Below are 21,029 nucleotides of genomic sequence, written 5' to 3' on the forward strand. Positions count from 1 at the left end.
ACGCTGCCCGACTGCAGGGCGCCGATCTCTGGCACCCCAACGGGCGACACGATCCGGGGGAATCGGATATCGGCCACGCCCGGCGGCACGCGATGCGAGTCGGCGAGCGCAACTTAGGCTTTCCCCGATATGTCACCCAGAGTCACCGCCATCATCGTCGCCCGAAACGGCGCGGAGCACCTTCCGCGGACTCTCGAGGCTCTCTCCCTCCAGACCATGGCCCCCGACGCCGTCATCGCCGTCGACTGCGGGTCGACTGATGGAACCAACGCGCTGCTGGCGGAGTTCGGTCCGACGCACCTGATCACCGCGGATTCGGATCTCACCTTCGGTGGGGCCATCGCCACGGCCGTGCGAGTGACCACTCCGCCCACGGCGCCGAACGAACTGCTGTGGCTCATCGCGCAGGACACCGCGCCTGAGCCGACGGCCCTCGCCGAGCTCGTGGCCGCGCTCGAGACGGCGCCATCCGTCGCCATCGCCGGACCGAAGCTGCTCGACTGGGAGCGCGGAGAGTTCATCCGCTCGCTCGGGGAGTCCCTCACGACGCAGGGCGCGACGGTCGCCCTCGTCTCGGACGAGCTCGACCAGGGACAGCGCGACTCGCTGAGCGACGTGCTCGCGGTGGTGGCCGGCGGCATGCTCGTGCGCCACACGGTCTGGGACGCCCTGGGCGGGTTCGATCCCGGGCTGCCCGTCGTCGACGACGCGCTCGACTTCTGCGTGCGCGCCCGCCTGGCCGGACACCGGGTGTCCGTCGCTCCGGCCGCGCGCGTGGCGACAGCAGGAGACGGTGTCGCCGGAGCGAACACATCGCACAAGGGCCGCATCCGTCGACGTCGCGCTCGTCAGCAGCGCGCCGCGCAACTGCATCGCCGCCTCGTGTACGCACCGGCCGTGCTGGTGCCCGTCCACTGGCTGTCGCTCGTGCCGCTCGCGATCCTGCGCTCGATCGTCGCGTTGCTCGGCAAGCAGCCCGGCCGGATCGGCGGGGAGTTCGCCGCGGCTTTCACCGCGGCATTCACGGGAATCAAGACGGCGGCCGCCCGCCGCAGCATCGCACGCACCCGCAGCAATCCCTGGTCGGTCATCGCGTCGCTCCGCGTCACCCCGGCCGAGATGCGTCGCCGTCGTGCTCTCGCCCGCGAGGCGCGCATCGCACGCGCTCGCGGCGCCAGGCACGAGATCGGCTTCCTCACCTCCGGGGGAGCCTGGACCGTGCTCGCGGCGGTCGTCGTCGGCCTCATCGTCGCGGCACCCCTCGTGGGATCGGCAGCGGTCGGTGGCGGCGGACTGCTGCCGCTGAGCTCGACCCCTGCCGAGCTCTGGCAGAACATCGGCTACGGATGGCGCGATCTGGGTGCCGGATTCGTCGGCGCCGCCGACCCGTTCGCCGCCGTGCTCGCCGTTCTCGGCTCCCTCGCGTTCTGGTCGCCGTCGGCCGTGATCCTCGCGCTCTGGGTCGCTGCGGTGCCGTTGGCGGCCCTCGGAGCCTGGTTCGCCGCGACGCGTCTCACCGATCGCGGAGGCCTCAGGGCCATCGCCGCCGTGCTCTGGATGCTGGCGCCGACCTTCCTGACGGCCATAGGAGACGGTAGACCGGCCGCCGTGCTCACGCATCTCCTGTTGCCGTGGCTCGTGTTCGCGGGCTTCGCCGCGGCCAGGTCCTGGTCGGCATCCGCCACCACGGCGCTGATCTTCGCGGCGATCGTCGCCTGCGCGCCATCGCTGACGCCCGCGCTCCTCGTCATCTGGATCGTGCTGCTCATCATCAGCGGGCGCGGCTTCTTCCGCATCGTCGGCATTCCGATTCCGGCACTCGCCCTGATCGCCCCGCTGGTGCTCGACCAGGCCCTGCGGGCCAACTGGATCGCGCTGGTCGCCGATCCCGGAGTGCCCCTGGCCGGAACGCCGGCATCGGTCTGGCAACTCCTCCTCGGGTTCCCCGGTGGCGGATTCGGCGGCTGGGACCAGGCTCTGGCTCTGATCCCGATCGACGGCCTCCAGCCGCAGATCGTGGTTGCCGTGCTCCTCGCGCCGCTCGCGATCCTCGGGCTGCTCGCCCTGTTCCTGCCGGGCTTCCGGAGCGCAGCTTTCGCCCTCGGGGTGTCCCTCCTCGGCTTCGCGACGGCCCTCGCCGCCACGCTCATCGTGGTGGCCACCACGGGATCCCAGCTGGTTCCGGTGTGGGCGGGGACAGGCCTCAGCCTGTACTGGCTCGGCATCGTCGGCGCCGTCACCATCGGCCTCAACGCCATCCCGCGGTACTCACTGGTGCCCGCCATCGTCGCTGCTGTCTGCTTCGTGGCTGTCGCAGCCCCTCTCGCCCTCGCTGTTCCGCTCGGACAGTCCGCCGTCGATGCCACCACGAACCGCATCCTGCCGGCCTTCGTCTCGGCGGAATCCGCGGGCGATCCGCGCGCGGGAACCCTGGCTCTCGTACCCCAGCCCGACGGCGGCATCCTCGCCGACCTGCAGAGAGGGTCGGGAACGACGCTCGACGACCAGTCGGTGCTCGCGTCGACCGACCGAGACGTGAGTGCGTCGCAGGAGGAGATCGCCACGCTGGCCGGCAACCTGACGTCACGCAGTGCCTTCGACGCCGCGGCCGAGTTCGACGCCAACCGCATCCGCTTCGTCCTGCTCGAGCCCGCCGTTCGGATCGATGGCGCCGCGCCGACCGCCGCCGCCGTCCAGGTCACCCGTCGCGCCGCAGCAGCCCTCGACGGCAACTCCACCCTCGTTCCCGTCGGCCGCACCGACTACGGCATGCTCTGGCGGGTCGACACCGACGAGGATGATGCCGCGTCGGCCGCGATCCCCGCCGACGCCGGCGGGTGGATCGGCACGGCATCGTTGATCCTGGCCGCCGTCGTCTTCGGCGCGACGCTGCTGCTGTCCATCCCCACGGGGGTCGGCCGAGAGCTTCCGCCCGAGTCCGCGCGGCGGCGCGCGGCCAGGGAGCGCCGCGAGCGTCGAGCAGGCCGCTCGCCCCGTCGGGCTGCCGCTGGTGCGATCATCGCCGAGGAGGACCTGCCCGAGGACGGCGTGACCGAGGAGTCGACCGGCGATGCCGCTGCGGCTGCCGACGTCGCCGAGGCCGACGCCGACGCAGACGCCGCCCAGGGCGCGGCGGAGTCGCCGAGCGACGGTGAGGCGGCCACCCCGGGTGCCGACGCCGCTCAGCCGGATCCCGTGCCCGATCCCGAGGCTGAGGCTCGGTCGGATGCGGATGCGGATGCGGATGCGGATGCGGATGCGGATGCGGATGAAGCTCCAGCGCCGGATCAGGAACCGAGCCCGGCCACCGAGACCGAATCGACGAACGAGACCACGACGAACGAGACCACACTGACGAACCCGACCGAGGAGAAGCGCGATGTCGACTAAGCGCAGAATCGCCGTCGTCGGCGGGCGTTCGATCGCCGGGCTGGCCGGGGTCGCCATCGCAGTCGGAGCGGTCGCGGCCGCCGTCCTGGTGCCGTGGCCGAGCTACTCCGTCACTCCTGTTGCACAGCGGGTCGTCCCGGTGCCGACCGACGCCCAGCGCGTCTGCCCCGGCCCCATCCTGGCCCTCGCCGAGGACGCGACCCAGGCGACGGCGGCATCGTCGATCGGCAGCGCGAACGTCACCGCCGCCGCGGCATCCGGCGAGCCCGATCCCGAGGAGTCCAGCCTGGAGGCGCCGGACAACGATGCCGCAGACTCCGATGGCGGGCCGACGCTCGTGACGGTTCCGGCACCGGCGGACGCGACGGAGCCGCCGCTGGTCGCGGCGAGCCAGTCGCAGGTCGCGTCGACCGACACGCAGGCCGGCCTCGCCGTCGCAGCGTGCACCGAGGCGGTACCCGACGCCTGGCTCGTGGGCGGCTCCACCGAGATCGGACGCACCACTCTCGTCCTCCTGAACAATCCATCCAGCGTGCTGGCCACCGTCGACCTCGCCGTCTACGGCGAGTCCGGCCCGATCGACGCCCCCGGGTCGACAGGCATCCTCGTGCAGCCGAACTCGCAGCGCGTCGTCTCTCTCGCCGGCCTCGCACCGGATGTCGCGTCCCCTGTCGTGCATGTCACGTCGAGCGGTGGGGAAGTGGCTGCATCCCTGCAGCAGAGCACCGTGCGCGGTCTCGAGCCCGGCGGAGTCGACATCGTCGGCCCCACCGCCGACCCGGACACCACGGCGCTCATCGCGGGCCTGACGGTCTCATCGTCGACGGCGGCCGACCCGGGAGCCCAGCCGGGCGCCGAGGAGGGCTACTCGGACGAGCAGCCCGGCCTGCGCCTTCTCGTTCCCGGTGACACCGGAACGCAGGCGACGGTCAGCGTCGTTGGGGAGAAGGGAGCGGCGGGAACATCGTTCACCGTCGACCTCGAACCCGGCGTCACCGTCGAGGCACCCCTCACCGAACTCGGCCCGGGCGCCTACACCGTGCGAGTCGACACCGACCAGCCCGTCGTGGCGTCGGCCCGGTCGGCGGTCAGCGGGAACAGCGGCCGCGACTTCGGTTGGTTCACGGCATCGTCTCCGCTCACGGACGAGCCGACCCTCGTGGCGGCGGCCCGCGGTGCGACCCCGGTGCTGCACGTCTGGAACCCGGGCGAGGATGACGCGACTGTTGTGCTCACCTCGGCGCGCGGCACGACGCGGGAGCTCGACGTCCCTGCGGCGACGGCCCTGTCCTTCAAGATCGACGCCGGTGCCGGCTACGAGATCACCGACGCCGCCGGCATCATCGCGTCGATCGGCTACGAGACCTCGGTCCGACTCGCGTCGTTCGCCGTCAACCCGGTCGGAGGCCTCGCAGCGCCGGTGACCGTCTACACGCGCTGACGGTCGGCACGGCGCCGTCCGGCTGACGACCGGGCGGCCTCAGATGCCGCGGTAGCGATCGGGATCGAGATCCCAGGGATCCTTGCCGATGAGGTCGGCGACGGCCCGGAAGACACAGCTCTCGACCATCATGCGCTGATGGAGGTCGTCGTTGCGGTGCAGTTTCGCCATGCGCTGGATGGGAACCCTGTAGAGCACCACGCGGCGCTCCTCGAGGTTCACGTGCCACCGATCGACGTGGTCTCCGTGCAGAGCCTCGGCGGGAGCGGCCGCGATCTCGAACTTCACGTCGTCCAGTTCTGGCCAGATGCCGCGGAGGTACTCGGCCGTCGATGCGACGGTGGACTCGAAGAGGTCGATGCGGCCGCGGATCATCGGCAGGTACGGCCCCGTCACTGCGGACCGCAGACCCCGGCCATGACGGTCGAGGATTCCCCGTCGCGCCGAGGGCGCGGTGCGCGGCGTGCGTCGTGATCGGGGCATGTCGCCATCCTAGTTCGCGCGAGCGCGCGGGTAATCTGAGGGGGATATGAACAGATCCTGCTCGCGGGTGGCGTGCACTGCTGACGCGGTGGCAACGCTCACCTACGTGTACGCCGACTCGATGGCCGTCCTCGGCCCGCTCGCCATGAGTCACGAGCCTCACAGCTACGATCTCTGCGTGCGTCATGCCGAGCGGCTCTCCGCGCCCCAGGGCTGGCAGGTCATCAGGCACAAGGTGCTGGGAGAGGCCGGATTCGGCGCCTGAACGCCGGCGCCGACGCTCTCACCCCGCCCGCCACGATCATCTGCGGCATCCGAGCGCCGCGAATGACAGAATGGCTCTCATGACCTCCACTGCCACCGCACTTCCGTTCAAGGTCCGTGACCTCGGCCTCGCCGAAGCCGGCCGTCACCAGCTGCGTCTCGCCGAGAACGAGATGCCCGGACTCATGGCCCTCCGCGAGGAGTTCGGTCCGACGCAGCCGCTCGCCGGTGCCCGCATCGCAGGCTCGTTGCACATGACCGTGCAGACCGCAGTGCTGATCGAGACGCTCACAGCACTCGGGGCCCAGGTGCGCTGGGCGAGCTGCAACATCTTCTCGACGCAGGACGAGGCCGCCGCTGCGATCGCCGTCGGCCCGACCGGAACCCCCGAGGCCCCCGCCGGCGTTCCGGTCTTCGCCTGGAAGGGCGAGAGCCTCGAGGAGTACTGGTGGTGCACCGATCGCATCTTCGACTGGAGCGCGGAGGCCGCTGAGGCCGGTGCCGACTGGGTCGGACCGAACCTCATCCTCGACGACGGCGGCGACGCCACGATGCTCGTCCACAAGGGTCTCGAGTTCGAGAAGGCCGGGGCTGTTCCCGAGGCGACGGATGCCGACAACCACGAGTACCGCGTCGTGCTCGACACGCTGCGCACCTCGCTCGGCCTGTCGTCCGACAGGTTCACCCGCATCGCAGCCGAGCTGCAGGGCGTGACCGAGGAGACCACCACCGGAGTGCACCGCCTGTACGAGCTGCACTCGGCCGGGCAGCTGCTGTTCCCGGCGATCAACGTCAACGACTCGGTCACCAAGAGCAAGTTCGACAACAAGTACGGCATCCGCCACTCGCTGCCGGATGGCCTGAACCGCGCCACCGACGTGCTCATGGGCGGCAAGGTCGCTCTCGTCGCCGGCTACGGAGACGTCGGAAAGGGCGCAGCGGAGGCCCTGCGCGGCCAGGGCGCTCGCGTGATCGTGACCGAGGTCGACCCCATCTGCGCTCTGCAGGCTGCGATGGACGGCTACCAGGTCTCGCGTATCGAGTCCGTGGTCGGAGAAGTCGACATCTTCGTCTCCGGCACGGGCAACATGAACGTGATCACGCTCGAGCACATGCTCGCGATGAAGCATCTCGCGATCGTCTCGAACGTCGGACACTTCGACAACGAGATCGACATGGCCGGCCTCGAGTCGCTGGCCGGTGCGGAGAGGATCGAGATCAAGCCGCAGGTGCACGAGTGGCGCCTGCCCACGGGTCGCTCCATCCTGGTGCTCTCCGAGGGTCGCCTCATGAACCTCGGCAATGCGACGGGCCACCCGTCGTTCGTGATGAGCAACTCGTTCACGAACCAGGTTCTCGCTCAGATCGAGCTCTGGGTGCGCCCCGAGGCGTACCCCATCGGCGTCTACGTGCTGCCGAAGCACCTCGACGAGAAGGTCGCCCGTCTGCACCTCAACGCCCTCGGCGTCGAGCTCACCGAACTCACCCCGGAGCAGGCCGGCTACATCGGCGTGCCCGTCGACGGCCCGTACAAGGTCGATCACTACCGCTACTGATGCTCACTGCCCGCTGAGGGCCGGACGCAGTCCGCGATCGAAGCGTCGCTTCGGCCGCGACTTCGTCGGGCCTCGGCGGGCGAGCGCGGAGCGCCTCAGCGCTCGGGGAAGCCGTGCGGCAATCCGGCGAGCACCGGCTCCAGCGCAGCCAGACGCTCCTGCTCGAGGCGCAGGGCTGTTGCCTCCCGTTCACGGCGCAGGGTCGCGACTCCCCACAGGAAGGTCTCGGCGGCCACCTCGGGCAGCGGGGACACGTGGACCGACGCCTCACGAGCCAGTTGTTCCGCAGTGCGTGCTCGAGTGGCGGGCACCAGGGCATCGACCTGCGACAGGAACTGCGCGATCCGCCGTGACAGGGGATCGGGGAGACGCGCGACATCGGCCACCTGCGCCCACTGGGTCAGCATGGGCGGCATGCCCTGCCGCGGAGGCACATAGCGGGGAACGCGTTCGATCTGGCTGTGGGTCCCGGCGAGCAGATCTCCCAGGCGCTTCGACCGCTCGTTGAGCAGTCCGGTCATGGCGGCGATCGCGCCGAACGTGAGGTAGATCTCGATGACGCCCATCAGGGCGCGCACGAAGGAATGCCGGAGGGCGATGGCGCCTCCGTCGTCGCGCACCACGCGGGCACCGATGGCGAGCCGGCCGAGTGACCGGCCGCGCGTGGCGATCTCCACCACCATGGGGAGGACGAGCAGGAACAGCACCAGGCCGACGATGCCGAGGGCGCGCAGTGCAGCCTGGTCGAGTCCGGCTGAACCGTACTCCACCACCAGCCAGGCGACCCCGAGCAGGAGACCGACGTAGAGCAGGGCATCGATCGCGGTGCCGGCACCCCGCAGGATCACGCTCGCCGGTCGAACGTCCAGTGCGACGGCCTCGCCGGTGACGAGACCGGAATCGTCGGGTCCACTCGACGCGGTGCGCTGCACGACGGGGTCTGCCATGCCAGTATCTAATCAGATGGATCTCGACGCATATTCGACCGCCCACGGCGCGGAGTGGGACAGGCTCTCGGAACTGGCCAGAAGCCGGCGACTCTCCGGCGAGGAGGCCGACGAGCTCATCGCCGGCTATCAGGCGGGCGCCACCCAGCTCTCGGTCCTTCGCACGGCGGCGGGCTCCACGATCCCCGGGGACAGGCTCTCCGTGTCGTTGTCACGCGCGCGGCTGCGGTTCACCGGGGCGAGCGGCAATGCGGTCGCCATGCTGCCGCGGTTCTTCATCCTCCAGCTTCCGGCAGCTCTCTACAGGCTGCGCTGGATCACGCTCGGCGTCATCCTCGCCACAGTGCTCGTCTCGACCCTCTATGCCGTCTGGGCCCTGGGTGACCCGCAGGTCCTGGCATCCTTCGGAACCGATGCCCAGAGGCAGGCGCTGGCCGACGGCGATTTCGTCGACTACTACTCCGAGAACCCGGCCGCCTCCTTCGCCGGCATGGTGTGGACCAATAACGCCTGGGTCGCAGCCCAGTGCATCGCGCTCGGCATCACCGGCGTCTTCGTTCCCTACGCCCTGCTCGGGAACGCCCAGAACGTCGGCGTCTCGGCGGCCATCATGTTCTCCTACGACAAGGGAGACGTCTTCTTCGAGTACATCCTGCCCCACGGTCTCCTTGAGCTCACCTGCGTGTTCGTGGCCGGTGCTGCGGGCCTGCGCATCTTCTGGGCGTGGATCGCGCCCGGTGCACGCACGCGCGGTCAGGCGCTGGCCGAGGACGCCCGGGCGCTCTTCACCGTGGCCATCGGCCTGGTCGTCTGGCTCTTCATCTCGGGCATCATCGAGGGCTTCGTGACCCCTGCTCCGTGGCCATGGGCCGTGAAGATCTCGATCGGCGTCATCGCTGCCGCGGCCTTCTACGCCTACATGCTCATCGTCGGCGGTCGAGCGGCGCGGGCGGGCGAGACCGGCGACCTCGGCGAGTACGAGGCCGGTTCCCGCCGCATCATCGCCGCGTAGGAGCGACCGGGTACCCCAGCCCGCTGGTGCGGGCCCAGCGAGAGGGCGGCAATGGCGGAGAAGCCGCCACGACCGGGTCGTGGCGGCCTCTCCGGGAGTCGGTTGCTAGGCGCCGACGCCGACGAACTCCGCGGCCTCGTTCGGCGACTCGTCGCCGGTGGCGAGGTTGGACCGCAGAGCCGCGCCGAGGGCAGCATCCACGTTGGTCCAGTACTGGATCGCCCGCTCTCGGATCTCGGGGATCGTGACACCCCCGACAGCACCCGTGATGGTCTCGAGGAAGCGTGCCTTGGCCGCGTCGTCGAAGACCTCGCGGTAGAGCGTTCCGGCCTGGCCGAAATCGCTGTCCTCAGCGTGCAGCGTGGTGGCGCTCCGGACGAGTTCGCCGTCGGACTCCCAGCTGCCGCTCCCGGCGATCGCAGGGTCTGCGACGGGCCCTCCGAAGGAGTTGGGAGCGTAGACCGGAGCTGAGGCCGGCTTGAAACCGTGCCGGGCAGCGCCGTCCTGCGAGTAGTTGTGCACGGGCGACTTCGGCGCGTTGACCGGAATCTCGTTGTAGTTCGTTCCGACGCGGTAGCGCTGCGCGTCCGGGTAGGAGAAGACTCGCGCCATCAGCATCTTGTCGGGACTGATGTCGATGCCCGGGACCGTGTTGGCCGGCGAGAACGCCGCCTGCTCGATCTCTGCGAAGAAGTTCTCCGGGTTGCGGTTCAGCGTGTGCGTGCCGATCTTGACGAGCGGGTAGTCCGCGTGCGGCCAGACCTTGGTGAGGTCGAACGGATTGAACCTGTAGGTCTTGGCGTCCTCGTACGGCATGATCTGCACGTGCAGGTCCCACGACGGGTGGTCTCCGGCCTCGATGGCCTCGTACAGGTCTCGTCGGTAGTAGTCGGCGTCGGCACCGGCGATGCCCTCGGCCTGGGCGCCGCCCATCTCGACGTTGCCCTGATTCGAGGTGAAGTGGTACTTCACCCAGAAGCGCTCGCCGGCCGAGTTGATCCACTGATAGGTGTGAGATCCGAAGCCGGGCATCTCACGCCACGATCGGGGCAGGCCGCGATCTCCCATGAGGTAGGTGACCTGGTGGGCGGACTCCGGCGAGAGCGTCCAGAAGTCCCACTGCATGTCGGCGTCGCGGAGGCCCGAGCCGGGGAGTCGCTTCTGGGAGTGGATGAAGTCGGGGAACTTGATCCCGTCGCGGATGAAGAAGACGGGCGTGTTGTTCCCGACGATGTCGTAGTTGCCCTCTGACGTGTAGAACTTCACCGAGAAGCCGCGGACGTCGCGCCAGGTGTCTGGAGAGCCCTGCTCGCCGGCCACGGAGGAGAAGCGCGTGAGCGTCGGTGTCACCGCGCCCGGCTGGAAGACTGCCGCACGGGTGTACTCCGACACGTCGCCGGTCACGACGAACTCACCGTGAGCGCCACCGCCCTTGGCGTGGACGACGCGCTCCGGGATCCGCTCGCGCGCGAACTGGGCCAGCTTCTCGACGAGGTAGCGGTCGTGCAGTGCGGTGACACCGTCCGCCCCGGCGGTGAGGGAGTGGGCGTCGCTGGGTACCGCGGAACCGGTCTGGCTCGTCGTGTACTGGCTGTCAGTCATGGATCTCCTTTGTGTGTGCTTCGTGCATCTTCTGGCAGGGGGCGCAGAGGCCCCAGAAAGTGATCTCCGCTGTCGTCAGCGCGAAGCCGGCCGTGTCGGAGGGCGTGAGGCATGGGGCATGGCCGACGACGCATTCGACGTCGGCCACAGCACCGCAGGACGTGCAGACGATGTGATGGTGGTTGTCCCCGACCCTGCGCTCGTAGAGAGCAGCCGAATCGGCCGGCTCGATGCGCCGCAGCAGGCCTGCCGCGGAGAGGTCCGCGAGCATGTTGTGCACGGCCTGGATCGAGCTGCCGACGCCGGAATCGACGAGATGCCGGTGCAGCGTGGCGGCATCGCTGTGGGGAAAGCTGTCGACGGCGTCCAGGAGGGCGAGCCGACCGGCCGTCACCCGGAGCCCGGCCACCCGGATCTCTCTCTCGCGGCTGGACGACATCCGACGACACTACCAGTTATCGTGAATGACTCAATATAAGGACACGCGACCGCATGGATATCACGACAGGCGTCGGCGACTACAGCCGGCCTGCCGCCTTCAGCGCGATGTAGCGATCCGCCAGTGCCGGGGGCAGATCTGCCGGCGCTCCGGTGACGACCTCGCCCCCCAGGCGCCGGATGGCGGCCGAGACCCTGGCGACGTCGAGCAGCGCACGCTCGGCGGCCGCTGCCCTGTAGACGGCCTCGAGGTCGTCGCGGTCGGCGACGGCGGCCAGGGTGCCCGGGTCGGTGACGGATGCCACCACCACCGTGTGGCGCCGCGTGAGCTGCGGCAGCATGGCGAGCAGGGCTCCGGACGCTCCCGGGGCGTCGATCGAGGTGAGCAGGACGACGAGCGCGTGGCGATTGGTGACGCCTCGCACAAGCGCGGGCACCCCGGCCCAGTCGGCCTCGATGAGCTCGGGTTCGATGACGGCCATCGAGTCGACCATGCGCGAGAGCAGCTCGGCACCGGCAGCGCCCTGCACCCGGCCGCGCACTCGACGGTCCCAGGCGACGAAGTCGACCCTGTCGCCGGCATGCGATGCCAGGGCGCCGAGCAGCAGCGATGCCTCGAACGCCGTGTCGATGCGGGGTTCGTTCTCGATGCGCGCCGCTGCCGTCCGAGCCGAGTCGACGACGATCACGACACGGCGATCGCGTTCAGGTCGCCAGGTCCTCACCATCAGTCGCTGCGCCGCGGCATCCGACACCCCCTGACGCGCCGTGGCGCGCCAGTCGATCGAGCGCACGTCGTCGCCGCGCACGTACTCGCGCAGGCTGTCGAATTCCGTGCCCTGGCCGCGCAGCATCACGGCGGTGCGCCCGTCGAGTTCGCGCAGGCGAGCGAGCCGCGACGGCAGGTGCTTGCGCGCGGTGAACGGCGGAAGCACCCTGATGCGTCCCGGGGCGAGCAGGCTGGCCTGCCGGGCCGCGAGACCGAGGCGTCCGAAGCTGCGCACGGTCACAGTCTCGACCCGCCGCTCACCGCGCCGGAACGGCGTGAGGCGGATCGAGACCCGCCGCCGCTCCCCGGCCGGGATGTCGACCCTCGATCGGCTGACGGATGCGCCCGCCGACGGCTGCCAGGCGTCACGCACGACGCCCCGCAGGCGCCGGGCACCGGCGTTCGTCAGGTACAGCTCGGCGGTCACGCTCTCGCCGAGTCTCACGCGAGCCGGAAGTTCCCGGCCGACGCCGACGGCACGGGGAGAGGCCGCCGTGGCCAGATCGATGCCGGCGAGCACGACTGCCAGCAACACCCAGCCGAGGAGGACGAGCGCGGCGGAACCCGGGACCGCGCTGTCGACCAGGATGATCGGCAGCACCCCGAGGGCGAGCAATGCGACGAAGCGACCGGAGAGAGTCATGGATCAGATCGGAACCTGGACCTGCTGGACGATGGAGGCGAGGATCGCATCGACGGCGACCCCTTCGAGCTCCGCCTCCGGCCGCAGCTGGATGCGGTGGCGCCAGACCGGCACCACCATCGCCTGCACGTGGTCCGGCGTGATCGAGTCGTAGCCCGAGAGCCAGGCCCACGCCTTGGCCGACGCGAGCAGGGCTGTCGTTCCGCGCGGGCTCACGCCGAGCTTCACCGATGGGCTGCGCCTCGTCGCGCGCGCGAGGTCGACGACGTAGGCCAGCACGTCGGCGCTCACTCCGACCGAGGCGACGGCGTGCTGGGCGGCGGCGAGCTCCTCGGCCCCCAGCACCGGCGTGACTCCTGCTGCGGCGAGATCGCGGGGATCGAAGCCTGCCGAGTGCCGGCGCAACACCTCGACCTCCACGTCGCGGTCGGGCACCTCGAGCACGAGCTTCAGCAGGAAGCGGTCCAGCTGAGCCTCCGGCAGCGTGTACGTGCCCTCGTACTCGATGGGGTTCTGCGTCGCGGCGACGAGGAAGGGCTCCGGAACGGGGCGCGAGATGCCGTCGGCGCTCACCTGACGTTCCTCCATGGCCTCGAGCAGGGCGGACTGCGTCTTCGGAGGCGTGCGGTTGATCTCGTCGGCGAGGAGGATGTTCGTGAACACCGGACCCTCGCGGAACTCGAAGTCCCCGGCCTTCTGGTCGTAGACGAGCGACCCGGTGACGTCCCCTGGCATCAGGTCGGGCGTGAACTGGACTCTGCGGGTGTCGAGCGAGAGCGCGGTGCTGAGGCTCCGCACCATCAGGGTCTTCGCCACGCCGGGTACCCCCTCGAGCAGGACGTGGCCCCGGGCGAGAAGGGCGATGAGCATGCCGGTGACAGCGCCATCCTGACCGACGACGGCCTTGCCGACCTCTGTGCGCACGCGGGCGAGCGACTGGCGCAGGTCCGCGGGCTGGCGGGGGACGGGGGAGGACGGATCGGTCATGAACCCATTCTTTCTGTGGAGGGTGGGGCGGATGTCGGAGCGGCTGCGGCAGCGGCTGCCGCCCCGACCTCGGTGGCGGCGGTGACCGCCCGTTCGAGGTCGACGAGCCTGCCCGACAGGTCGACGAGGGAGCGGTCGGAATCCGGCCGGGTGTCGATGAGGAGGCCGCGCACGTCGGAAACCTGACGACCGGTGGCAGCGGCCGCGGCACCGACGACCTCATCGACGGACGCGGTGCGCGCCAGACCGAGCCTCGACGCGAGCCGCCCGATCGTACCGATGCGGAGCGCATCAGCCGCGCGCAGCCGGGACGAGGTGCGCGCGTACAGCCTGGCTCGACCCTCGCGGGTCTCGCCGGCGTGCACCGTCACCGGGAGGTTCTCGACGACGAGGGAGCCGAAGCGGCGGCCCTGCCAGACCGCCGCTGCCACCACGACCAGCCCGAGCAGGGCGACCACCGGCGTGACCCAGTCCGGCGAGAGCTCGCCGAGCGACGGAGCCGCGCCGCCGACGACATCGGCGAGGGTGGGCTGGTACCAGATCAGGGTGGGGTGCTGACCGAGCAGGGACAGGGCCAGCGCGGCATTGCCCTCCGCCGCGATGGTGTCGTTGCGCAGTTGCGAGCCGTCGGCCAGCAGCGAGAGGGTGCTGGCATCCGACTGCTGCTGCAGCAGGGCCCAGGAGTCGCCGCTGGCGAAGCATCCGGCCCAGTCGGTGCTGACGTCAGCGATGGCGAGCGATTTCTCGCCGAGGGTGGCCGTTCCTGCCCGCTCCGCCGCCGGCACGGAGCAGCGGGCATCGGCCGTGACGGCGTCGGGGACCCCGCCGGCACGGACTACTCCATCGGTGACCGCCTGCAGCGCGGCGAAGTCCGGATCGGCGACGACGGTGTCGGCGGCGAGGTCGACGATCTCGCTCAACTGGTCGACGGCCAGGTAACCGCCCGGGTCGGAGAAGAACAGGGTGGCGTCGGGGCCGGCGGCGTCTCGGGCGGCGTCGAGAGTGCCGACCGGGATGACATCGACTCCGGAGTCCCGCAGCACCTCGACGATGGCCTGGCTCCCGGCGAGGCCGGCGTTGTCGGCCGCGAGCGGGATTCCGGCGGAGCCGACGCCGCCCCGCAGGAGGGCCGTCACGATCACGAAGCCGACAGCGATGATGGCCAGAACGACCCAGAACACTCCGCGACGTGCCGCCTGGCGAACTGTCGGAGTGACGGATGCCGTGCCGTCAGCGGCATCCGGGATCGTCGTCCGCGGATCGGTGAGCGTCATCGCGGAGCCGCCGCACCGACGGGGTCCTGCACGGGCGCCGGACGCAGCGCCCGGATCTCGTCGTCGAGGTCGACGAGCAGGGCGTACTCGGCCGAGCTGCCGCCTTGGCCGAGATACCTGACCCCGTCGAAGACGCGGGCAGCACTATTCAGTCGGGCTTCGGCGCCGGGGAAGGCGCGAGCTGCTCGCCTGGCGAAGTCGTCCGCCGTCGTTCCCGGGTGCACCGACACTGCCGCGCGGTCGGATGCGGTGCGGGCGATGGCCCGGAAACGTTCGACGATGGCGGTCGCGAAATCGGAGTCGGCTGCTGCGGCGGCCGATGAACGACGGATGGCGTCGGCGGTGCGGGCGTCGTCGTCGCCGAACAGGACCCCGATGTCCCGCTGCGCACGGCGGTTCAGTCGGGGCAGCCCGTAGATGACGAGGGCGCTGACGAGCGCCGCGACCACCAGCACGACCAGGATGGCTGGCAGTACGGCTCCGACGCCGTCTCCGCCGCCGGAGAACAGGCTCAGGAACCAGTCCCGCACCGCTTGGGACAGCTGGTCGAACCAGGTCGGGCGTGCCGCCTGGTACTCCGGCTTGGCCAGCTCGTCGAGCAGCAGTCGTCTCGCCTCATCGGCGCTCGGGTCGACGGGCACCTCGATGGCCGGCTGCAGGCCGGGACTCATGCTGCAGCGGGGGAGAGCCGGTCGGTCGGGAGGTAGGGGTCGGCGAACTCGTCGCCCGACTCCCGGGCCTCGACTGCGCGCTGGAGGTCGAGGTCGAGGGCCTCGGTGCGGATGCGCCTGTCGATGTAGAGGAAGGCCACGGTTCCCGACTGGACGACCGACGCCACCGCCCCGATGATGATGGTCACGAAGAGCACCAGCCCGTTGCTGATGACGAGGAAGGCCATCTGGTCGCCCGATCCGTTCGGGTCGAGAAGGGTGGTGCCGAATCCGACCAGGAGCGAGAGCGGTGCGGTGACGACCTGCGCGATGGCGTTCACGATGACGGCGACCAGGAGGTTCACGCCGAACACCTTCCAGAACGCTCCCCGCACCAGCACCCATGACCGCTTGATCGCGGCGAAGAGACCGAGGCGCTCGAGCACGATGGCGCACGGCACGAGCAGGGTCTTGGTATAGATCCAGACCGAGAGCACGAGCAGCCCGAGGCCGCCGAGCACCGAGTACGCGATGCCGAGCCCCAGGAACGACTCGCCCTGCGCGAAGATCAGCACGGCGACGAGCACGATCAGGGCAAAGGCCACGATGAATCCGATGCCGAGCAGCAGCAGCCAGCCCACGAGCGGCAGCACGCGGGGAAGCACGCGCTTCCACAGGGCTCCGAGAGGGAGCTTCTCGCCGAGGGTGGCGCGGGCGGCCTCCAGGACGATGACCCCCTGCAGCAGCGCCGAGGCGAGCAGCGAGACGGCGAACAGCACGACGCCGACGAGGATGCCGAGACCGACGGAGCCGGCGACCACGGCCGACTGGTCCTCTGCGGAGGCGTTGTCGACCCTGGCGACGATCCAGAGGGTGAAGGGCACGATCGCCGCGATCGTGGCCACGCCGACGATTCCCTGGATGAGCAGGGCACTGCCGAAGGTGGCCTTGGGGTTGCGCTTCAGCATCTGGAACGGCGCGCCGAGGAGGGTGCCGAAACTGAGCGGACGCAGAGGGATGATGCCCGGCTTGGGCGGGGGAGTCCACCCCGGGGCTCCGACACCGGGCTGCTGCATTCCTGGCTGCTGCCAGTCGGGCTGACCCCAAGCCGGCTGCCCGTACGGGGCCTGGCCGTACGGTGCCTGTCCATAGGGGGCCTGGCCGTACGGTGCCTGTCCGTTGGGCGCCTGCGCGTACTCCCCGTACTGCGGCTGCGGAGGCTGCTGTTGCCCGTAGGCGGGCTGGCCGTAGGCCGGCTGCCCGGATACCGGTGCAGTCGGTCCGTCGGGCACAGCGGCATCCGGAGTCGCCGGAACCTCGTCCTGTCCTGAGTGCTTCTGGGCGCCGTCCGTCACCCGTCCATGCTCGCATACGAGGACTGTCGCGCCGTTGCGAGGCGCGACCCATGTCTCTCGACTACTCTGTGACTGAAGATCGCGCGGTCGGCGACGAGAAGGATCGGATCGACCTCAGTGGAAAACGGAACGATGAACGCACGCATTCTGGTCGTCGACGATGACACGGCCCTGGCAGAGATGATCGGCATCGTGCTGCGCGGCGAGGGCTTCGAGCCCTTCTTCTGTGCGGACGGGGCGCTCGCGCTCGAGGCGTTCCGGGCGTCGAAGCCCGATCTCGTGCTCCTCGACCTCATGCTGCCCGGTCTCGACGGCATCGAGGTCTGCACCCTCATCAGGGCGGAGTCCGGCACGCCCGTCATCATGCTCACGGCCAAGTCCGACACGGCCGACGTCGTCAAGGGTCTCGAGGCCGGAGCCGACGACTACATCGTCAAGCCCTTCAACCCGAAGGAGCTCATCGCCCGGGTGCGCACCCGGCTGCGGCCGACGCAGGCATCGGAGCCGACGCACCTGCAGATCGGCGACCTCACCGTGGATGCCGCCGGCCACGAGGTGCGACGCGGGGACCGCCGCATCAACCTCACCCCTCTCGAGTTCGACCTCCTGCTCGCCCTCGCATCGAAGCCGCACCAGGTGTTCACGCGCGAGATGCTGCTCGAGCAGGTCTGGGGCTACCACTACAAGGCCGACACCCGCCTCGTGAACGTGCACGTGCAGCGCCTGCGCGCGAAGGTCGAGGACGACCCGGACAACCCGCGCATCGTCACGACAGTGCGCGGCGTCGGGTACCGGGCCGGCAGCGTGGCCTGACCCGTCATGGCCGATGCTGCGGCCGAGCCGCGACTGCTCGGCATCGACTGGGCGAGCTGGCGCACGTGGCCGGCGCGTACGGCACGTCTGTGGCGCAGTTCGCTGCAGTTCCGCACCACTCTCATCACCCTGGGCCTCTCCGGTCTCGCCATCCTGCTGGCCGGCGTCTACCTCTCGGTGAGCGTAAGCAACAACCTGTTCCAGTCCCGGCTGGAACTGGTGCTCTCCGATTCGAGCCGTGCCACGGAGTCGGCCCAGCGCATCCTGGACGCCTCGGATGCGTCAGAGCGTGGAGCCGTGCAGGCCGTCCTCAGTACGGCGCAGGCATCGATCAGCGCCGCCTCGTCGAGCCGGCTCATCGCCATGTCGCGGGCCCCGGGCCAGCCGCCGTCGGCCGACGCCCCGCTCGACTTCACCACCAACGAACTGCGCGGCGACGTCATCTCCACCGACCTGCGCCGCCAGGTGCAGTCGGATCGCACCGGGCAGTACTGGCAGTCCGTGACACTGACGGATGCGGACGGGCAGGCCGAGCCGGGCATCGTGGTCGGTTCGCAACTGCTGCTGCCCTCGGCAGGCTGGTACGAGGTGTACATCGGGTACAACCTCGCCGACGTGCAGCAGACCCTGTCCTCGGTGCAGCAGACGGCCGCCGTCGCAGCTCTCGCCCTGCTGCTGCTCATCGCGGGGGTCACGTGGGTGGTGGTGCGCCTCGTCGTCGCGCCCATCATGGTGGCAGCCGAGACCAGTGAGCAGCTGGCAGCCGGCGACCTCGAGGTGCGCATCCCCGAGAAGGGGGAGGACGTGATCGCCACGCTGGCGCGATCGTTCAACGGCATGGCCGACAGCCTGCAACTGCAGATCAAGGAGCTCGCCGAGCTGTCCGAGGTGCAGCAGCGCTTCGTCTCCGACGTCTCCCACGAGCTGCGCACGCCTCTCACCACCATCAGGCTCGCGGGCGACGTGCTCTACGACCAGCGCGATTCCTTCACACCCGTGGCCGAGCGCACCGTCGAACTCCTGCACACCCAGGTCGAGAGGTTCGAGGTGCTTCTGGCCGACCTGCTCGAGATCAGCCGCTACGACGCGGGATCCGTCGACCTCTCACGGGAGCCGACGAACCTCGCGCATCTGGCGGCGGATGCGGTCTCGAGCATGCAGTCGCTCGCCGATCGGAACGGGTGCGAGCTGCAGCTGGTCGCACCCGGCGGACACGTCGACGTGCTCGTCGATCCGCGGCGCATCAGGCGCATCCTGCGCAACCTGCTGGGCAACGCCATCGAGCACGGCGAGCACCGCCCGATCGTCGTGTCGGTCGACTCCAACGCCACGGCCGTGGCCATCGGCGTGCGCGACTACGGCGTCGGGATGACAGCGGAAGCGGCCGCCCACGTCTTCGACAGGTTCTGGCGCGCCGATCCATCACGCCAGCGCACCATCGGCGGAACCGGCCTCGGCCTCGCCATCGCCCTCGAGGACGCCGTCGTGCACGGCGGTGTCATCGAGGTGTGGTCAGAGCCCGATGCCGGCAGCAACTTCCTCATCGTGCTCCCGCGCACGGCCGACTCGCCCCGCGGCGACAGCCCGCTCCCGCTCGTGCCGGACGACGCCGGGGCGACGGAACCCGTGCCGCCCGGCGATCGCGTCGATGGTCCGGCATCCGCCCAGCTGATCGGAGGTACCGATGCGTAGATCAAGACGGCCCGCGATCGCCGCTGCCCTGATCGCGGTCGCGCTGCTGACGGGCTGCGCCACCATCCCCGTGTCCGGACCCGTGCAGGAGGGATCGGCGGGCTCCGGCGTCGACGACGCCCTCGAACTCGACCTCATCGCCCGCGGCCCGACCAAGGGCGCGTCGAAGGAGGAGATCCTGAGGGGCTTCATCGACGCCGCGGCCACCCCGCAGGACCGCTATGCCGTGGCGCGCGAGTACCTGACCGGTGAATTCGACGACTCCTGGGACCCGGATGCCGGAACCACGATCGACGAGGGCGACGACAGGGAGTTCTCCGAACCGAGCGACCTGACCATGTCGGTGTCGGTGATGCCGCAGGCGGCCGTCGACCAGCACGGCGACTACACGGAGGACGTCCCGTCGGCGCCGATCGCGCTGCCGTACGAGTTCAAGCAGGTGCGCGGGGAATGGCGCATCAGCAAGGCTCCGCAGGGCACCCTGATCGACCGGACCACGTTCCCGCAGGTCTTCAACTCCTATCCGCTGTACTTCTGGGACCCGTCCTATGTCGACATGGTTCCCGACCTGCGCTGGTTCCCCCGCCGACTCTCCACCCCCACCCAGATCGTGCGCGAGCTGCTCGCTGGCCCGAGTGAGTGGCTCGTGGGCGCCGTGGTGTCTGCCTTCCCCGAGGGTGCCACGCTCACGGCCGACACCGTCACGGTGCTCGCGCGCGACGCCCAGGTGCCGCTCAACAGCGATGCGCTGCGCGCGGACCAGGCGACCCTGCAACGCATGCAGGCGCAGCTGAAGGAGAGCCTCTCGGGAGTCCCCACCATCTCCAGCGTGACCATCCTGAACAACGGGATCGCGCAGGACATCCCCAAGGTGGCGCCGTACGTGATCCCCCGCGTCGACTCCCGCGCGCTCATCCTCCGCGACGGCGTCTTCGGCTACCTCCCGGCATCCGACGACACCCTCGTTCCCATCGAGGGCCTCTCCGAGACCATCGCATCGATGTCGCCGACGGCGGTGACTGTCGGGGACAGCAGGTCGGCCGCGGTTCTCGCGGACGGCGTCGTGTACAGCGTGCGCAAGGGCGACGAGCCGGTGTTCCTGGATGATCGTCCCGACCTCATCGCCCCCTCCATCGACACGGCCGGCTATGTCTGGACCGTTCCCGGGGACGATCCCGGCGCCATCCGCGCCTACGGCCTCGACGGGACGATGAACGAGGTCGCCACGAGTTGGCCGGACTCCACGGGCATCGTCGCCCTGAGGCTCTCGCGCGACGGAACCCGTCTCGTCGCCGAGCTCGTGAGCGAGGGACGCAGCCGTTTCGTCGCGGCCGCCATCATCCGCGACAACGGCGCACGGAAGTCCGCACCGGTGAAGCTCGGCGACTGGATCCCGTTGCCGTCGGCCGAGGGGCTGCCGCTCGACGCCTCGTGGGTCGACGATCTCACCGTGGCATCCCTCGGGAAGGCGTCGGACGGGACACCGACGATCGTCACGCAGCAGATCGGCGGCCCGAGCTCGAGGATGGATGGCACCGACACCGCCGTCAAGGTGTCGGGTGGGAACACCGTGCGCGACCTGCGGCTCCTGCTGGCCGACGGCACCCTCGAGCAGCGGCAGGGCATCGGCTGGCAACCCCGCATCACCGGGGTGCAGGTTCTGGCGACCCAGCAGAGATCCTGAGCGGGCTCCTCCCGCCGGACGTCCGGCGG

17 protein-coding genes are annotated in these 21,029 nt (G+C 70.1%); 8 read left to right on the forward strand and 9 right to left on the reverse strand.

Features of this window, described 5'->3' with window-relative positions; all coding sequences use genetic code 11:
* Window positions 1–129: 129 nt before the first annotated feature.
* Window positions 130–3,390 (forward strand): glycosyltransferase family 2 protein, encoded by a 3,261-nt coding sequence (locus ASC59_RS00660; protein WP_055817449.1) that lies wholly within the window; start codon window positions 130–132, stop codon window positions 3,388–3,390.
* Window positions 3,380–4,831, forward strand: a complete 1,452-nt coding sequence (locus ASC59_RS00665) for a DUF5719 family protein (protein WP_055817451.1) — start codon at window positions 3,380–3,382, stop codon at window positions 4,829–4,831. Before ASC59_RS00660 ends, ASC59_RS00665 begins: the two co-directional genes overlap by 11 nt.
* A 39-nt stretch (window positions 4,832–4,870) precedes the next feature.
* On the opposite strand, the gene ASC59_RS00670 is transcribed toward ASC59_RS00665, so the two are convergent.
* Window positions 4,871–5,314 (reverse strand): metallopeptidase family protein, encoded by a 444-nt coding sequence (locus ASC59_RS00670; protein WP_055817453.1) that lies wholly within the window; start codon window positions 5,312–5,314, stop codon window positions 4,871–4,873.
* 46 nt (window positions 5,315–5,360) lie between these two features.
* Between ASC59_RS00670 and ASC59_RS00675 the strand changes: the two genes are divergently transcribed.
* The gene (locus tag ASC59_RS00675) at window positions 5,361–5,579 is read left to right on the forward strand and encodes a DUF3499 family protein (RefSeq protein WP_055817455.1); all 219 of its coding nucleotides are present in this window, start codon (window positions 5,361–5,363) and stop codon (window positions 5,577–5,579) included.
* Between the two features lie 79 nt (window positions 5,580–5,658).
* A complete protein-coding gene (ahcY, locus tag ASC59_RS00680; protein ID WP_055822564.1) occupies window positions 5,659–7,134 on the forward strand; it encodes an adenosylhomocysteinase in 1,476 nt (491 codons plus the stop codon).
* Between the two features lie 95 nt (window positions 7,135–7,229).
* Here ahcY and ASC59_RS00685 read toward each other — a convergent pair whose 3' ends face one another.
* Window positions 7,230–8,081 (reverse strand): RDD family protein, encoded by an 852-nt coding sequence (locus ASC59_RS00685; protein ID WP_055817457.1) that lies wholly within the window; start codon window positions 8,079–8,081, stop codon window positions 7,230–7,232.
* Between the two features lie 16 nt (window positions 8,082–8,097).
* Here ASC59_RS00685 and ASC59_RS00690 point away from each other — a divergent pair, with 16 nt between their 5' ends.
* Complete coding sequence (locus ASC59_RS00690) at window positions 8,098–9,093, forward strand: stage II sporulation protein M (RefSeq protein ID WP_055817459.1); 996 nt, start codon at window positions 8,098–8,100, stop codon at window positions 9,091–9,093.
* Window positions 9,094–9,198: 105 nt separating this feature from the next.
* On the opposite strand, the gene ASC59_RS00695 is transcribed toward ASC59_RS00690, so the two are convergent.
* From ASC59_RS00695 to ASC59_RS00725, 7 genes are all read right to left on the reverse strand, one after another.
* Window positions 9,199–10,695: a catalase gene (locus ASC59_RS00695; RefSeq protein WP_055817461.1), complete on the reverse strand. Its 1,497-nt coding sequence runs from the start codon at window positions 10,693–10,695 to the stop codon at window positions 9,199–9,201.
* On the reverse strand, window positions 10,688–11,134 hold the full coding sequence (locus tag ASC59_RS00700) for a Fur family transcriptional regulator (protein ID WP_055817463.1): 447 nt from the start codon (window positions 11,132–11,134) through the stop codon (window positions 10,688–10,690). The genes ASC59_RS00695 and ASC59_RS00700 overlap by 8 nt, the downstream gene beginning before the upstream one ends.
* A 79-nt stretch (window positions 11,135–11,213) precedes the next feature.
* A complete protein-coding gene (locus tag ASC59_RS00705; protein ID WP_055817465.1) occupies window positions 11,214–12,545 on the reverse strand; it encodes a DUF58 domain-containing protein in 1,332 nt (443 codons plus the stop codon).
* Between the two features lie 3 nt (window positions 12,546–12,548).
* Window positions 12,549–13,532 carry an AAA family ATPase gene (locus ASC59_RS00710; protein ID WP_055817467.1) on the reverse strand — a complete coding sequence of 328 codons (984 nt, stop codon included), beginning with the start codon at window positions 13,530–13,532 and terminating at the stop codon, window positions 12,549–12,551.
* On the reverse strand, window positions 13,529–14,806 hold the full coding sequence (locus ASC59_RS00715; RefSeq protein WP_055817469.1) for a DUF4350 domain-containing protein: 1,278 nt from the start codon (window positions 14,804–14,806) through the stop codon (window positions 13,529–13,531). The genes ASC59_RS00710 and ASC59_RS00715 overlap by 4 nt, the downstream gene beginning before the upstream one ends.
* A complete protein-coding gene (locus ASC59_RS00720; RefSeq protein WP_055817471.1) occupies window positions 14,803–15,477 on the reverse strand; it encodes a DUF4129 domain-containing protein in 675 nt (224 codons plus the stop codon). The genes ASC59_RS00715 and ASC59_RS00720 overlap by 4 nt, the downstream gene beginning before the upstream one ends.
* Complete coding sequence (locus ASC59_RS00725; protein WP_055817473.1) at window positions 15,474–16,811, reverse strand: hypothetical protein; 1,338 nt, start codon at window positions 16,809–16,811, stop codon at window positions 15,474–15,476. The genes ASC59_RS00720 and ASC59_RS00725 overlap by 4 nt, the downstream gene beginning before the upstream one ends.
* 132 nt (window positions 16,812–16,943) lie before the next feature.
* Here ASC59_RS00725 and mtrA point away from each other — a divergent pair, with 132 nt between their 5' ends.
* From mtrA to ASC59_RS00740, 3 genes are read left to right on the forward strand one after another with little or no spacing between them, the layout of a single operon-like run.
* Window positions 16,944–17,624, forward strand: a complete 681-nt coding sequence (gene mtrA, locus ASC59_RS00730) for an MtrAB system response regulator MtrA (protein ID WP_055817475.1) — start codon at window positions 16,944–16,946, stop codon at window positions 17,622–17,624.
* 6 nt (window positions 17,625–17,630) lie between these two features.
* A complete protein-coding gene (mtrB, locus tag ASC59_RS00735; RefSeq protein ID WP_055817477.1) occupies window positions 17,631–19,316 on the forward strand; it encodes an MtrAB system histidine kinase MtrB in 1,686 nt (561 codons plus the stop codon).
* A complete protein-coding gene (locus ASC59_RS00740; RefSeq protein WP_055817479.1) occupies window positions 19,309–21,000 on the forward strand; it encodes an LpqB family beta-propeller domain-containing protein in 1,692 nt (563 codons plus the stop codon). Before mtrB ends, ASC59_RS00740 begins: the two co-directional genes overlap by 8 nt.
* Window positions 21,001–21,029: the final 29 nt, after the last annotated feature.

Origin of the sequence: Leifsonia sp. Root1293 (genome assembly GCF_001425325.1) — a bacterium.
Classification (GTDB): Bacteria; Actinomycetota; Actinomycetes; order Actinomycetales; family Microbacteriaceae; genus Orlajensenia.

Bases quoted from the DNA above. Each gene is read 5' to 3' on its own strand.
- mtrB (WP_055817477.1), top strand. From the start codon at position 17,631: ATGGCCGATGCTGCGGCCGAGCCGCGACTGCTCGGCATCGACTGGGCG.
- ASC59_RS00670 (WP_055817453.1), bottom strand. From the start codon at position 5,314: ATGCCCCGATCACGACGCACGCCGCGCACCGCGCCCTCGGCGCGACGG.
- ASC59_RS00705 (WP_055817465.1), bottom strand. From the start codon at position 12,545: ATGACTCTCTCCGGTCGCTTCGTCGCATTGCTCGCCCTCGGGGTGCTG.
- ASC59_RS00690 (WP_055817459.1), top strand. From the start codon at position 8,098: ATGGATCTCGACGCATATTCGACCGCCCACGGCGCGGAGTGGGACAGG.
- ASC59_RS00695 (WP_055817461.1), bottom strand. From the start codon at position 10,695: ATGACTGACAGCCAGTACACGACGAGCCAGACCGGTTCCGCGGTACCC.
- mtrA (WP_055817475.1), top strand. From the start codon at position 16,944: ATGAACGCACGCATTCTGGTCGTCGACGATGACACGGCCCTGGCAGAG.
- ASC59_RS00720 (WP_055817471.1), bottom strand. From the start codon at position 15,477: ATGAGTCCCGGCCTGCAGCCGGCCATCGAGGTGCCCGTCGACCCGAGC.
- ASC59_RS00660 (WP_055817449.1), top strand. From the start codon at position 130: ATGTCACCCAGAGTCACCGCCATCATCGTCGCCCGAAACGGCGCGGAG.
- ASC59_RS00685 (WP_055817457.1), bottom strand. From the start codon at position 8,081: ATGGCAGACCCCGTCGTGCAGCGCACCGCGTCGAGTGGACCCGACGAT.
- ASC59_RS00715 (WP_055817469.1), bottom strand. From the start codon at position 14,806: ATGACGCTCACCGATCCGCGGACGACGATCCCGGATGCCGCTGACGGC.
- ASC59_RS00665 (WP_055817451.1), top strand. From the start codon at position 3,380: ATGTCGACTAAGCGCAGAATCGCCGTCGTCGGCGGGCGTTCGATCGCC.
- ASC59_RS00700 (WP_055817463.1), bottom strand. From the start codon at position 11,134: ATGTCGTCCAGCCGCGAGAGAGAGATCCGGGTGGCCGGGCTCCGGGTG.
- ASC59_RS00675 (WP_055817455.1), top strand. From the start codon at position 5,361: ATGAACAGATCCTGCTCGCGGGTGGCGTGCACTGCTGACGCGGTGGCA.
- ahcY (WP_055822564.1), top strand. From the start codon at position 5,659: ATGACCTCCACTGCCACCGCACTTCCGTTCAAGGTCCGTGACCTCGGC.
- ASC59_RS00740 (WP_055817479.1), top strand. From the start codon at position 19,309: ATGCGTAGATCAAGACGGCCCGCGATCGCCGCTGCCCTGATCGCGGTC.
- ASC59_RS00710 (WP_055817467.1), bottom strand. From the start codon at position 13,532: ATGACCGATCCGTCCTCCCCCGTCCCCCGCCAGCCCGCGGACCTGCGC.